Genomic DNA, 13,814 nt, shown 5'->3' with positions numbered 1-13,814 from the left:
CCAGCGTCGACAGCAGCCACCAGACCGACACCCGGAGCCAGGAGCCCGCGATGCCGACGACCGCAATGACCGGCCGACCGACCGTCACCACGCTCACGTATCAGGAGCGCGAGGTGCTCTACGCGGTCGGCTGCGGCCTGAGTGACGCCGAGATCGCCTCCGCCCTGGACCTCCCCGACGACGCCGTGACCGGACACCTCGCCCGGATCCTCGCCGGACTCGGGCTGCGCGACCGAGCCGCGGCCATCGTCCACGCCTTCGACTGCGGCCTCGTCGTCCCCGGTCACGGCCCTCGTGAGGCCGCCAGCCGGGTGCCCCGGGCCGTCCCCCGGCAGGGGCGTGCACCACGGGTGCGGATCTCCGTGCTCGGACCGCTGCGTGCCTGGCGCGACCGACAGCCCGTCGACCTCGGCCATCTCCGCCAGCAAGCCGTACTGGCGGCGCTGGCGCTGTGCCCGGAGCGTACGGTCAGCCAGCAGGAACTGCTCGACGGAGTGTGGGGGATGGAGCCGCCGAACACGAAGGTGGTGCCGGTCTACGTCTACCGACTGCGAAAGCTCCTGCGTGTGGAGGACGGCCAGGACTCGGTGATCCAGCGTGAACGCTGCGGCTACCGGCTGGCCCCTGCTGCCGTCGAGGTGGACGTGACACGCATGGAGGAACTCGTCACCGCCGCCGCGGCGGCCGAGCGCGCCGGCGACCTGGCCGACGCGGTCCACGTCTGCTCCCAGGCGCTGGACCTGTTCGGCGGGGAGCTCCTGGCAGGTCTGCCCGGTCCGCTCGCCGAGCTGGAGCGGCTGCGGCTCACCGAGCGCCGAATCGCCCTCGTACAGCGGAAGGTTGACTGGCAGCTGCGGCTCGGCCGGCACTCCGAGGCGCTCGCCGAGCTGTGGGCCCTGGCCGTGGCGCAACCCCTCAACGAACCGGTCGCCGCGATGCTGATGCGTGCGCTGTCCCGCAGCGGCCGACAGGCCGACGCGCTGGCGGTGTTCGACCGCATCCGCCGCCGTCTGGCCGACGACCTGGGGGTGTCGCCCGGCCCCCTGCTGAGGCGGACGCACCAGATGGTCCTGCGTGGGTACGACGCCGACCTCGGCCTTGCCCGAAGCGCGCCATGACCGGACCTACGACGGGACCGACGCCGCGCGGCGAGGAGCTGCTCCTGGCGAGAGTCTCCGCAGCCGCCGGACGCGCGCACCTCGGAAAGCGACGCGCGACGTACACGGGAGCCGCGCACACGCCCCACGCCCCGGCCGGCCTGGCCCGGATGATCCGAAGCCTGCCGGCCTTCGCCCGGTACGGCCGACGTGCTGCCACATGGACGCGCGCGGAGGCCCGACTGGACCTCTACGAGCACGGGATGACGGTTGTCGTCAGGCGACGGATACACCTCGTCCGGTACGACACCACCTCTGTCTTCCAGGACACCATCAGGCTCCCGCACGGCCCGGTCCGTGGCGCGACCATGCGCACCTGCACGCTCACCGATGTCGAAGGGAAGCGGGTCGAGTTGTACGACGGGCCGGAGGACGCGGACGCGGAGGAGTGGGTGGGCCGGATTCAACAAGCCGTTACGCGCGTTCAGTTGCCCCGAGCACTGGCCGCGCTCGACGACGGCGAACGACTCACCTTCGGAGGCATCTGGCTGACCGGGGAGGGGGTCGGGGCGGGAGACGTGTCCGCCCAGTGGCAGCAGGTGCAGCAGATCGAGATCACACCCGGGGTCATCAGGCTCAAAACCGAGGGCAATTGGCACACCCTGGTGCCCAGGGCGGCCACGGTCCGGAATCTCTTCGTCCTGAGCACGCTCGTCGAGCACTTCCGCACCGGCGGAGCGGGCGGATGAGAATCGGGGCTCCCACGAGCATCCGCCACAGTTCCACCGGAGATCCAGCGGGTCATGACACAGGCGCCAACGGATGGATTCGAGCGCCCAGGCGTTTCATCGCGAATCCACCGCCCGTGGCTAGCGTCGGCGCCGAACAGACAGCAGTCGCGTACGAACTCACCCTGAGGAGAAGCAGAGCGATGCCCCTGTCCCGCAGATGGAAGAAGGCGATCGGTGTTGCCGGTGCGACGGCAGCCATGGTGGCCGGCACGACCGCCGCTCCCGCCGTTGCCCACGCCGAACCGGTGCACCACTACTACCTGGAGGTCGGCGGCACGGGCTCGGCGGCGCCCGCACCCGACTGCACCTCCACGTACACCTTCGCCAACAAGCACCTCGACGGTGGTATCCCGGTACCGGTCTGCTATCCGGCGAGCGCCGGACCATGGCTCAACGGCCAGAACGTCCCGGACCTCAACGCGCCGAGCTTTGACGCCAGTGTGCGCGAGGGATACCGGAATCTGCTGGCCGCCGCCGAGGACACCTACCACCGCGACCCGGGGGCCCGCTTCACGATCGTCGGCTACTCCCAAGGCGCGCACGTGGCCGACCAGGTACTCCAGACGATCGCCAAAGGTGAGACCGACATTCCCCGTTCGCAGGTGAACGGCATGCTCTACTCCGACCCCTTCCAGCCCGACACCGGCATCTGGGCCCGGATCCCCAAGGGCTGGAGCGCCCTCGGCTTCACTTCCCCCGGCGCCGGCCCGGCGAAGTTCGACGGCGTTCCGGTGCAGCGGTTCTGCATCCGCACCGACGGGGTGTGCGACGCTACCTCGATCCAGTCCGTCGGAGGCTTCCTGAACCAGCACCCGAAGTACTGGCAGGAGGGCAACGTCATGGCCCGGACCATCGGCAACGACGGCGGCGACGGGGTGGTCTGGTACGACGCCTGACGCCTCGCAGCGATCCCGTGAGCGGTGGGGATGCGGTGCCACGGTCCGGCCGGTGCAGTCCGGTCGGACCGCTTCAGGTCTGCGGGTTCAAAATCATCAACTGTTCGGGGTTCGGGAGGGGCGTGAAGCCGGCCTTCGCGTAGATCTCGTGCGCGTCGAGAGTGGAGAGTAGGACGCGCTTGACCCTGTAGGGGGCCAGGTGATCGCGAACGGCCCCGACCATCCACGTACCGAGACCCTTGCCGCGGTGCGCGGGGGCGACGTAGACATCGCACAGCCAGGCGAAGGTCGCCCGGTCGGTGACGACACGCGCGTAGGCGACCTGGGGTCCGGAGGCGTGATGGACGGCGAAGTTGAGAGAGGAGCGGATCGACTGCTCGACGGTGTCCTTGCTGCGGCCCAGCGCCCAGTACGCATCGGTCGACAACCAGTGGTGCACGAGGCCGACGTCGAGACGTGCGGGGTCCGTCGAGAGCTCGTAACCGTCTTCCCTGGTGGTGGTCATGTCGAGAGATGGTAGCGAGGGTGCTTGGTTTTTCCAAGTATTAACTTGGGAAAGTCAAGCAGCTCGATGATTCCACCTCATGACGAGGACCAGGAACGGCCGGATGGCCACGGGGGACGCCCACAAGCGCACACCGGCGGGGGAGCGGAACAAGAGCCCCGGAACAGCGCATCGCCCCCGGCCGGAGCCGGGGGCGATGTGGGGGCTTCACTCGCAGGGCGTGCCCCGCTCAGAGAGCGACGTCGAGGATGCTCCAATCGACGGGGGTTCCACGGCCCGTCAGGAGGCCGTTCAGCGGCGTCTGGAGGTGGGGCGTGAGCGGAGCCTCGTCCGTGGGAGCGGCCACGGCCTGGGCCGAGGCAAGGCCGAGAAGCATCGTCGTGAGGGCGAGACCGGCGAGTGCGCGTCGCATGTGTGTCATGTCGTGCCAACGAGTCGACTGCGGTGTCGTCACCGTCCCGGCCCCGGCGCAGGGCCGGTTGGAGCATGAGCCCTCGCCGCCCGTCCGGTGGTGGGATCTGGAGGGGCTCGGATGAGGTTCACGATCGCGCCCCTGGATGCGCTCGGCGGCGCTCCTTCAGTGCCCTGACGTCGCAACCAAGAATTTCTCAACGCGCCACCAATCCGCAGGCGTTGCGGCTCCGAATCACCGTCGGTACCTCGCCGAGGTGCTGCTCTCGAAGCCGGACGACGTGCGGTCCTCCCCCCTTCCCCCGCGGAGGCCGCCGGAAAAGGAACGATCGTGAAAGCCAAGCGCACCAGCCGCCTCGCCGTACTCGTCGCCCTGCCCGCCGCCCTGGCCCTCACCGTGGGCGTCTCGTCCCTGGCCGTCGCCGAGGGCACCGGAGCCTTCCAGATCAATCTGGACCAGCTGAACGACTCCGGTTCCAAGGGCACGGCGATGCTCGGTCTCCAGGGCAACCGGCTGACCGTGAAGATCGAGTCCGAGGGACTCGTACCCGGACAGCCCTCCGCCCAGCACCTCCACGGCTCCACCGATGGGCACGACTTCCACTGCCCGGATGCGAGCGACGACACGAACGGTGACGGCGTCCTCAACAACACCGAAGCCACGGTCGACTACGGCGACATCAATATCTCCCTCACCACCAAGGGGCCCACGGACATGGCGAGCGGCCTGGCCGTCGACCGTATGCCCGTGGCGGACGGGGAGGGCAAGCTTTCGTATCAGCGCACGCTCACCGTCTCCCAGGACGTGGTCGACCACATCAGGGACCTGCACATCGTGCAACACGGCATCGACCGCAACAGCAACAAGAAGTACGACTTCGACGGTGCGGGCAAGAGCGAACTCGATCCCAAGCTCCCCCAGGAGGCCACCGCCCCGACCAACTGCGGCGAGGTACAGGGCGCTGCGGTGGGCTCCATACCGGTCGGCGGGGTCGAGACCGGGACCGGGCCCGCCGAGGAGAAGGGGGTCCCGCTCGCGGCGCTGGGCGCGGGCGGCGCCGGCTTCGTGGCGGTGACCGGCGCACTGGCCCTCGCGCGACGGCGGAAGGGCGTGCTCGGCGCCGGGCGGACCGGGGGAAACGGGGCCGCCGCATGAGCCGCCGGAGTGCAGACGGCGTGATCGCCGTACGCCGCCGGGGCCACCGCGCCCTCGGCTGTGCGGTCGCCGCAGCGTTGGCCACCGTGCTCGTCGCCGGGTGCGGAGGGCAGGAAGCGGCCTCGTCGCAGCCCTTCCCAGCGGGGCAGTCGCCGGCGCAGGACGGGGGCTCGGCGCCGGACGGGGCGTCGAGCGGCAGCTCCGGGGACCGGGCCTCGGCCGGCATGTCCAAGTCGGTTCCCGAACGGCTCTCCATCCCTTCCCTTCAGGTCTCCTCCCCGCTGGAGACGCTGGGGCAGGGCAAGAACGGCGTCATGCAGACCCCGCGCGATCCGGACAAGGCGGGCTGGTACCAGCCGGGTCCGACGCCGGGATCCCAGGGGCCTGCCGTGATCGCCGGCCATGTCTCCTGGGACGGCGAGCCATCGGTGTTCGAGAAGCTGTCGACGATGAAGACGGGTGACACCATCGAAGTGGCCCGGCGGGACGGGAAGACCGCGAAGTTCACCGTCGACCGCGTCGCCCAGTACCCGAAGAACAAGTTCCCCACGGTCGAGGTGTACAAGAACCTCGACCACGCCGGCCTCCGCCTGATCACCTGCGGCGGCGAGTACGACGAGGGCCGGCATTACTACCCCGACAACGTGGTGGTGTTCGCGAGTCTCACGGGAAGTGCGTAGGCCGAATCGTGAGACCGGGAGCGGCGGCCCGGTGGGTCCCCGCGGCGACCGGGCCGCCCCCTCAGCCCGCCCTGCGGTGCCTGAGGGGGAAGTCGCGCGCCGCCCCGACGATCACCAGCTGACCCGGGATGCGTCTGGTCGAGATGCGCCGCCCACGCGGGAGCCGATGAGTTTCGGCTCGGTGCGGAGTCGGTAATCAGGAAGGCCGTTCAGCCGGCCGCGGCAGGGGTCGCGGAGGCGCCAGGGAAAGGGTGAGCACCATGACGGTGATCGTTGCCGGGAAGGCGTACGTCGACCCGGGGGACCGTGACCGGGCCGTCGAGGGGTTCTACGACCTCGTGAAGCAGTGCCGTCGGCAGCCCGGGTGCCTCGACGTGTCGATCTCCCCCGATCCCGTCGAGGCGGGACGGGTGAACATCTTCGAGTACTGGGAGTCGCAGCAGACGTTGGACGCCTGGCGTGCGATCGCGCCGCGCCCCTCGGTCTCTGTCGAGATGAAGGACATCCAGGTGCTCAAGCACGAGATCTCCCGGTCAGGGCCGCCTTTCGACTGACCACCCGTCGACCGCCCCCTTCGATTCGCCCCCGTCCCGGGGTTCGTCGTGGGCGGGGTCGGGGGCGGAAGTTGACCGCACAAAGGATCGAAACGACATGGACGGCATAACGGTCAGGAGCATCTCCCGCGCCTGACGCGATGACGCCGGTCCGACACCGCATCGCCCGGGACGGATCCGCTGTCGCGTGGCGCCACGCCCGGGGCGGTCGGGATCCGTCGGCGGCAAGTGGAAAAATGGACTGGATGAGACGCTTCCGCCGACCCTCGGCCCGCATCCGTCTGTTCCGTATGCGGGACAGGCGGGCCGATTCGCGCGCGGCATCCGGACAGCCGACGCGGACCCAGGGCGGGCCGGGCGTCTCGCAGCGCTCGCCGGGGCGGCGCGCGCGGTCCCTGCTGAGCCCGCGGAGCGTCGCCGGTCAGGTCTTCCTCCTGCAGCTGGGCGTGGTCGTGCTGCTCGTCGCCGCGACGTTGGTTGCGCTGGTGCTGCAGGCCCGGGATCAGGCCACGGACTCGGCACGCGAGGAGATGCTGATCGCCGGCGAGGCGTTCGCGAACTCCCCGGGCGTGGTCGAGGCCCTCGACGGCCCCGACCCGACCGCGGCCCTGCAGCCGCACACGGAAGCCGCCCGGAAGCGGGCGGGCATCGACAACATCGTGGTGTCGACACCGTCCGGAATCCGCATCACCCACCGTGACCCGGATCAGATCGGCAAGCGCGTCATCGGTCCGTACAAGGAGGCCGCGCAGGGCAATCCCTTCACCGAGATCGTGAAGGACCCGCTGGGCCTGTCCGTGTACGCGGCGGTGCCGGTCTTCCGGCCCGACGGCTCGGTCGCCGGGATCGTGTATCCGGAGGTCACGGTCGAGAACGTGAACGACGCGGTGGAGCAGCAGCTGCCGGTGCTCTTCGGCGCAGCGGGCGGCGCGCTCGTGCTGGCCGCGGGTGGGTCGGCACTGGTGAGCAGGCGGCTGCGGCGGCAGACATCGGGCCTCGGCCCGGCCGAGATGACCCGGATGTACGAGCACCACGACGCGGTGCTGCACGCCGTCCGCGAGGGAGTGCTCATCGTCGGGGGCGACGGGCGGCTGCTGCTGGCCAACGACGAGGCCCGGCGGCTGCTGGACCTGCCCGAGGACGCGGAGCAGCAGCCGGTCACCGACCTCGACCTGGCCCCGGGCATCGGCGAGCTGCTGGCCGGCGGCCGGACGGTCACCGACGAGGTGCACCTGGCAGGAGATCGGCTGCTGGCCGTCAACGTACGGTCCGTCGACCGCCACGGAGGTCCGGCGGGCAGTGTGGCCACGCTGCGGGACACCACCGACCTGCAGGCGCTGGCGGGGCGGGCCGAGGTGGCCCGCGAGCGGCTGCAACTCCTCTACGACGCCGGGATGCGGGTCGGCACCACGCTGGATGTGGTGCGCACCACCGAGGAGCTGGCACGCATGGCGGTGCCCCGCTTCGCCGACGTGGTCACCGTGGAGCTGCTGGAGCCGGTCCTGCGCGGGGAGGAGCCGGACGGAGCGAGTACCGAGATGCGCCGCACCGCCATGGCCGGCCAGGAGGGGCACCATCTCCTCTACCCCGTGGGCGAGCTGATTCACGTTGTCCCCACCACCCCTGTGGCCGCCGGTATCGCGCACGGACATGCCGCCCTGGTGCCGGACCTGGCCGCCTCCGACGGCTGGCGCGCCCAGGATCCGGAACACGCACAGGAGATCCTGGACCACGGCTTCCATTCGTGGGTCGCCGTGCCGTTGTGGGCCCGCGGAGTGGTGCTGGGGGTGGCGAACTTCTGGCGGACCGGTGAGTCCCCACCGTTCGAGGAGGACGACCAGTCCTTCGCCGAAGAGTTGGCCGCAAGGGCCGCGGTGTGCATCGACAACGCCCGCCGCTACACCCGAGAACACACCCTGGCCGACACCCTGCAGCGCAGCCTGCTGCCGCGCGACCTGCCCGAGCAGTCCGCCCTTGACGTCGCCCACCGCTACCTTCCCGCGCAGGCGGGGGTGGGCGGGGACTGGTTCGACGTCATCCCCCTGCCCGGCGCACGCGTCGCCCTCGTCGTGGGCGATGTGGTCGGCCACGGTCTGCACGCGGCGGCCACCATGGGACGGCTGCGCACCGCCGTGCACAACTTCTCCGCCCTGGACCTGCCCCCTGACGAACTCCTGGCCCACGTCGATGAACTGGTGGCCACCATCGACGCCGGGGAGGCCACGGACACCGACGGGACCGGCATCACCGGTGCCACCTGCCTCTACGCGATCTACGACCCGGTCGGCGGGGTGTGCACCGTCGCGCGGGCCGGGCACCCCGGCCCCGCTCTCGTCCATCCCGATGGCGCCGTCACGTTCCCCGACGTCCCCGTTTCGCCGCCTCTGGGTGTGGGCGCCGGTCTGCCGGTCGAGACCGCCACCCTGCAGCTGCCCGCCGACAGCCGCCTGGTCCTGTTCACCGACGGACTCATCGAGGACCGCGATCGCGACATCGACGCCGGCCTCGCGATCCTGCGCGGCGTCCTGGCCGACCACCCCGGCCGGGCTCCCGAGGAGACCTGCGACGCCGTCGTGGAAGCGCTGCTGCCCGAGCACCCAGGCGACGACGTCGCGCTCCTGGTGGCCCGCACCCACCTGCTCGACCCGGACCATGTCGCCGACTGGGACGTGCCGGACGACCCCGCCGCCGTCTCCCGCGTCCGTGCCGAAGCCACCCGGCAGCTTCAGACCTGGGGCCTGGAGGAGAACGCGTTCGGTACGGAGCTGATCGTCAGCGAACTGGTCACCAACGCCATCCGCTACGGCACCCCGCCCATCCGGCTGCGGCTGCTGCGCGACACCGACAACCTGATCTGCGAAGTCTCGGACGCCAGCAGCACGTCCCCTCGTCTGCGCCGTGCCGCGATCACCGACGAAGGCGGACGCGGACTGTTCCTGGTGGCCCAGAGTTCCCAGCGCTGGGGCACCCGGTACACCCCCCACGGCAAGGTCATCTGGACCGAACAGTCCCTGCACGCCACCACGGCCGAACCGGACGCGGCCACCACGGACGAGCTGCTGGACCAGTGGACCGACGACGAGTGGTGACCGAAATGTGTGCGCCGACGACGGCGGTTGCCCTGACCACGGTCCGCCGCTGACCACGGTCGTGCGGCAGGCGCCTTCGCCGACTGTCAGAAGAACCCCAGCTTCTTTGCCGAGTAGCTCAGCAGCAGGTTCTCCGTATTACGGACGTTCTGTTCGGCACCGCCGACCGGTTTCCGCTCCCTTGCCTCGAACGGGCAGGGCGGTCGGGTACGGACCGCAGCCAGCGATTACCCGCGGGTAACTTGACGTACAGTGCTGAAGTCGCGGGCAGTGGGCCCGCCGTCTGACGACAGACAGCCACAGCACGGCACACGGGCTGCCACCACGAGTAGCCCGTGCAACGAAAGGACCCGTTCTCATGCCCGCCCCACGTCGGCTTCGCGCCATACTGCTGCCGCTGGCTCTGGCCGTCTCTGCAGCCACCCTGGGCACCGGAGCCGCAATGGCCGTACCGGAGGGCGAGCCCTCGGAGGCCGCGCCCAGCACCGCTGAGCAGCGCCCCACCTGGGCCATCGCGCACCGGGTGCTGACGACGGGCGGTGTGACCACGGCGCTCGAGAACGGGGCCAACGCGCTGGAGATCGACGCAACGGCCTGGCGCAAGGGTTGGTGGGCCGACCACGACGGCACTCTCACCAGCTACGGGGACACCATGTCGGACATGTTCGACCAGGTGGCGAAGGAGCACGAGGACGGCCATCAGGTCTCCTTCGTCTGGCTGGACATGAAGAACCCCGACTGGTGCGACAGCAGCGACCCCGAGTGGCGCCATTGCTCCGTGGCCGCGCTGCGGGACATGGCGCGCAAGAAGCTGGAGAGCAGGGGTATCCGGGTGCTCTACGGCTTCTATGGCAAGGAGGGCGGCAGCGGCTGGAAGAACGCCCTCGGTGACCTCAACTCCAAGGAAGCGGTCAGCTTCAGCGGCGATTACGCGCAGGTCCGCGATGGCTTCGCCGAGCACGGGCCGAACGTCCCCGGCAACCAGAGGGTGATGGACAACGGCCTGTTCAGTATGGCCTTGAAGTTCGGCAGCATCCGGGAGGAGCTGGAGGCCGGCAGGAAAGCACGGGACTCCGGAAAGCTCGCGCAGACCGTCGGCTGGACGGTGGGGAAGGGGGACGGTGAGCGTGCCGCCACCCTGCTCGACTCCTCCGACGGCAGTGCCGCCGTGGACAGCCTGATCTACGGGAACCGGATGTCGTGCTACCCGGACGGAGTCAGCGGCCTGAAGGGCTGCGGCACGGACGACACCGCGGTGCGGGAGTCGCTCTCGTACATCACGGACTACGTGAACGCCCACCCGGACACCCGCCGGATGGCCACCCCTCGGGACATCCCCTTCGGCAGCTGACGCCACGGGCCGGGCCAGCCCGGCCCCGGTTCCTGTCGGCGCAGTCGCTGCCCGGACTGTCGGGGGCCGAGTCGTACGCGGCGGTTCCGCGGTCACGGCTGGGCAGCCGGGACGAGAAGCCCCGCCGGAATGCTCCGGCGGGGCTTCCGGACTTCCCCGCCGTGCCGTGATCGGTGTGCACGGAAGGTCGCAAGAGGGCTGAGCGCTTATGTTCCGCCTATGGCGCACGCCGGGCCGAGAGGCACCACACTCCTCCCGCTCATGTTCATGTACGGGGATCAGAACAACACCCAGCCCTCTCTCCCCGCCCTGGCCGAAGGCGGCGTCGAACTCGCCGAGATCGAGCACTGCGCCCCCGACGGCCTGCCGCCCGACGCCGTGCAGGCCGTGATCTGGTCCCGCCAACTCCCTTGCGCGGTAGCAAGGTTGTGGCACAACGTGCGTGGGGGCTTTGAAGAGTTCGGCCGTGGCGCTCGGGATTCGGTCACGGGAGCGGAAGGCTCGGAGGGCTCACTCGGCGCTTTCGAACAGGTCGGGCGCCGACCTATGTGATGGGAGACCGATCAATGATGTTCACTCTGTTACGGAGCAGAGTGCGGACGGCCGCACTCGCGCTCTCGGCCGTCGCCGCCCTTGCCTTCGGCGCGACAGCCACGGCCGGCGCGTCAGCGGCCCCCGCTCCCGCGAAACAGGGGCCGACCTCGGTGGCGTACGTCGAGGTGAACAACAACAGCATGCTGAACGTCGGCAAGTACACCCTCGCCAACGGCGGCGACAACGCCTTCGACGTCGCCGTGATCTTCGCGGCGAACATCAACTACGACACGGGCAAGAAGGAGGCGTATCTGCACTTCAACGAGAACGTGCAGCGCGTCCTCGACAACGCCGCCACGGAGATACGACCGTTGCAGCAAAAGGGCATCAAGGTCGTCCTCTCGGTGCTCGGCAATCACCAGGGCGCCGGCTTCGCCAACTTCCCGTCCCAGCAGGCGGCTTCGGCGTTCGCGAAACAGCTGTCGGACACGGTGACCAAGTACGGTCTCGACGGCATCGACTTCGACGACGAGTACGCCGAGTACGGCAACAACGGCACCGGCCAGCCCAACGACAGCTCGTTCGTGCACCTGGTGACGGCCCTGCGCGCGAACATGCCGGACAAGATCATCAGCCTCTACAACATCGGCCCGGCCGCGTCGCGCCTCTCCTACGGCGGCGTCGACGTCTCTTCCACGTTCGACTACGCCTGGAACCCGTACTACGGCACCTGGCAGGTGCCCGGCATCGCACTGCCGAAGTCCAAGCTGTCCCCGGCGGCCGTCGAGATCGGCCGGACCTCGCAGAGTACGGTCGCCGACCTCGCCCGCCGCACCGTCAGCGAGGGGTACGGCGTCTATCTGACGTACAACCTCGACGGCGCCGACCGCAGCGCCGATGTCTCCGCGTTCACCAGGGAGCTGTACGGCAGTGACGCCGTCTACACGCCGTAAGGCCACCGCACGCCCCGGTGCGCGGTGCTCCCGTGGTGCTTGCCGCATCCCGTAGGCCCGCGATCCGTGCAGGCCGCGCCTTCGACAACGATGTCGGAGGCGCGGTGCGGGTTGACCATTCACTTTCGTGTGCCTCCGCGACGCGGGCTGCTGTGCGGGGACCACGGGTGAGTGCTGTCCCGGGCCGAGGGCTTGACTCGTGCGAGTTGCGAGCGCGCGGACCCGGGGTGTCTTGCACACGCTGTGCCGCCGCTGGCCGGGGATGGTGCCGGTGCCGGGCCGTGCGGGTGTGTCCCGATACGGGCTGACCGACCAAGCCCGGCGTTGTCACAGTTCTGACCGCCCGCGCGGTCCGGTGCCGGCGACGCGATGTGCCATTGGGGCGGGCTGTGAACGAGCATGACCCGTACGTCCCCCGTTCCGCGTGCCCGCCGTCGCCGGCCCATGGGGGAGATGGAGTTTGGAGAGGAAGCGCACCGGGACGCTCATGTTGCCGCTGTGCTCTCCTTGCTGGGGGCAGAGGTCGACACCCAGGAGCTCTTGGTCACCGAGGCCGGATACCGCGAACTGCTCAAGTTGGCGCGAGGGTAAGGACTCGGCCGAAAGGCCCTCCCTAGGCGATCAATCAGACGCGGTCGTCCGATGTCGCAACGCTACGTGGCCCGGGAGCGCCTCGTTCGCGTTGAAATGCCGACGCCTGGAAGTCACGGCCGTGCCGGGAACAGCCGGCCGGTCGGCACGGTTGCATGGTCCGAGGGACCGGCGCCGCAGGGGTGGGGAGCACGGAGACCACGAGGTCGTCCGCCCCATCAGGATCCGGACCCCGGGGGTGCGGTACGCCCGCCGCGCGCTCGGCCCACGACGTATTTCTGCAGAGGACTTTTTCATGACTGACCGGCCCTTGACGCTCATGGCAGTGCACGCCCACCCGGACGACGAGGCCACCGGAACCGGAGGGGTCCTCGCGCGGTATGCGGCGGAAGGCATCCGCACGGTTCTCGTGACGTGTACCGACGGCGGTTGCGGTGACGGACCGGGGGGTGTCAAGCCGAGCGATCCCGGGCACGATCCGGCGGCCGTCGCCTTGATGCGCCGTCAAGAACTCGAGGCGAGCTGTGACGTCCTGAAGATCAGCGATCTTGAAATGCTGGACTATGCAGACTCCGGGATGATCGGCTGGCCGAGCAACGACGCCCCCGGCTCCTTCTGGCAGACCCCCGTGGAGGAGGGCGCCGCCCGACTTGCGGAACTCATGCGGCACTACCGACCCGATGTGGTCGTCACCTACGACGAGAACGGCTTCTACGGCCACCCCGACCACATCCAGGCCCACCGCATCACGATGGCGGCGCTGGAGATGACCGCGCTGACACCGAAGGTGTACTGGACGACGATGCCCCGCTCGATGATGCAGCGGTTCGGGGAGACCATGCGCGAGCTTGGAGACATGCCGGAGCCGGATCCTGCCGAGGCCGCCGCGTTGGCCGAGATCGGCCTCCCCGATGATGAGATCACCACGTGGGTGGACACCACCGCATTCAGCGGTCAGAAGTTCGATGCGCTGGCCGCGCACGCCAGTCAGGGCGAGAACATCTTCTTCCTCAAGATGGGCAAGGAGAGGTTCGGCGAGTTGATGGGCATGGAGACCTTCGTACGTGTCAAGGACGCCACCGGCGCAGCCGTACCCGAGAACGATCTCTTCGCCGGACTGCGCTGATCCGCCCGTCCGTCCGGGGCCCGGGGTCCGCGGCCCGGGAAAGCTCATCGGCCGCCGGCGCAGTCGAGCGGGCCACACAC

13 protein-coding genes are annotated in these 13,814 nt (G+C 69.7%); 11 read left to right on the top strand and 2 right to left on the bottom strand.

Annotation, left to right across the window (positions count from 1 at the left end; genetic code table 11):
- Window positions 1–50: 50 nt before the first annotated feature.
- The 3 genes from ACGFZW_RS03405 (at window position 51) to ACGFZW_RS03395 (ending at window position 2,784) form a co-directional block, all read left to right on the top strand.
- The gene (locus tag ACGFZW_RS03405) at window positions 51–1,118 is read left to right on the top strand and encodes a BTAD domain-containing putative transcriptional regulator (RefSeq protein ID WP_393891323.1); all 1,068 of its coding nucleotides are present in this window, start codon (window positions 51–53) and stop codon (window positions 1,116–1,118) included.
- Window positions 1,115–1,846: a DUF6585 family protein gene (locus ACGFZW_RS03400; RefSeq protein WP_393891322.1), complete on the top strand. Its 732-nt coding sequence runs from the start codon at window positions 1,115–1,117 to the stop codon at window positions 1,844–1,846. The genes ACGFZW_RS03405 and ACGFZW_RS03400 overlap by 4 nt, the downstream gene beginning before the upstream one ends.
- 182 nt (window positions 1,847–2,028) lie before the next feature.
- Window positions 2,029–2,784: a PE-PPE domain-containing protein gene (locus tag ACGFZW_RS03395; RefSeq protein ID WP_393891321.1), complete on the top strand. Its 756-nt coding sequence runs from the start codon at window positions 2,029–2,031 to the stop codon at window positions 2,782–2,784.
- Window positions 2,785–2,857: 73 nt separating this feature from the next.
- Here the strand turns inward: ACGFZW_RS03395 and ACGFZW_RS03390 are convergent, their stop codons facing one another.
- Together ACGFZW_RS03390 and ACGFZW_RS03385 are read right to left on the bottom strand one after the other, a co-directional pair.
- Window positions 2,858–3,289, bottom strand: a complete 432-nt coding sequence (locus ACGFZW_RS03390; protein ID WP_393891320.1) for a GNAT family N-acetyltransferase — start codon at window positions 3,287–3,289, stop codon at window positions 2,858–2,860.
- A gap of 229 nt (window positions 3,290–3,518) precedes the next feature.
- Window positions 3,519–3,701, bottom strand: coding sequence for a hypothetical protein (locus ACGFZW_RS03385; RefSeq protein WP_393891319.1), 183 nt, complete (start codon window positions 3,699–3,701; stop codon window positions 3,519–3,521).
- A gap of 330 nt (window positions 3,702–4,031) precedes the next feature.
- Here ACGFZW_RS03385 and ACGFZW_RS03380 point away from each other — a divergent pair, with 330 nt between their 5' ends.
- The 8 genes from ACGFZW_RS03380 (at window position 4,032) to ACGFZW_RS03345 (ending at window position 13,734) form a co-directional block, all read left to right on the top strand.
- Window positions 4,032–4,856, top strand: a complete 825-nt coding sequence (locus ACGFZW_RS03380; protein ID WP_393891318.1) for a hypothetical protein — start codon at window positions 4,032–4,034, stop codon at window positions 4,854–4,856.
- Window positions 4,853–5,536: a class F sortase gene (locus tag ACGFZW_RS03375; protein WP_393891317.1), complete on the top strand. Its 684-nt coding sequence runs from the start codon at window positions 4,853–4,855 to the stop codon at window positions 5,534–5,536. The genes ACGFZW_RS03380 and ACGFZW_RS03375 overlap by 4 nt, the downstream gene beginning before the upstream one ends.
- A gap of 260 nt (window positions 5,537–5,796) precedes the next feature.
- On the top strand, window positions 5,797–6,090 hold the full coding sequence (locus ACGFZW_RS03370) for a putative quinol monooxygenase (protein ID WP_393891316.1): 294 nt from the start codon (window positions 5,797–5,799) through the stop codon (window positions 6,088–6,090).
- Window positions 6,091–6,335: 245 nt separating this feature from the next.
- On the top strand, window positions 6,336–9,179 hold the full coding sequence (locus ACGFZW_RS03365) for a SpoIIE family protein phosphatase (RefSeq protein WP_393891315.1): 2,844 nt from the start codon (window positions 6,336–6,338) through the stop codon (window positions 9,177–9,179).
- Between the two features lie 358 nt (window positions 9,180–9,537).
- Window positions 9,538–10,530, top strand: coding sequence for a phospholipase (locus ACGFZW_RS03360; protein WP_393891314.1), 993 nt, complete (start codon window positions 9,538–9,540; stop codon window positions 10,528–10,530).
- Window positions 10,531–10,791: 261 nt separating this feature from the next.
- A complete protein-coding gene (locus ACGFZW_RS03355) occupies window positions 10,792–11,082 on the top strand; it encodes a hypothetical protein (protein ID WP_393891313.1) in 291 nt (96 codons plus the stop codon).
- 17 nt (window positions 11,083–11,099) lie between these two features.
- The gene (locus ACGFZW_RS03350) at window positions 11,100–12,017 is read left to right on the top strand and encodes an endo-beta-N-acetylglucosaminidase H (RefSeq protein WP_393891805.1); all 918 of its coding nucleotides are present in this window, start codon (window positions 11,100–11,102) and stop codon (window positions 12,015–12,017) included.
- An 886-nt stretch (window positions 12,018–12,903) separates the two neighbouring features.
- Window positions 12,904–13,734: a PIG-L family deacetylase gene (locus ACGFZW_RS03345; protein ID WP_393891312.1), complete on the top strand. Its 831-nt coding sequence runs from the start codon at window positions 12,904–12,906 to the stop codon at window positions 13,732–13,734.
- Window positions 13,735–13,814 lie beyond the last annotated feature (80 nt).

Source organism: Streptomyces sp. NPDC048248 (genome assembly GCF_043201875.1).
In the GTDB taxonomy this organism is placed as follows: Bacteria; Actinomycetota; Actinomycetes; order Streptomycetales; family Streptomycetaceae; genus Streptomyces.
Note: the sequence above shows the minus strand (reverse complement) of the source record. Positions and strands in the feature narration are given on the sequence as shown.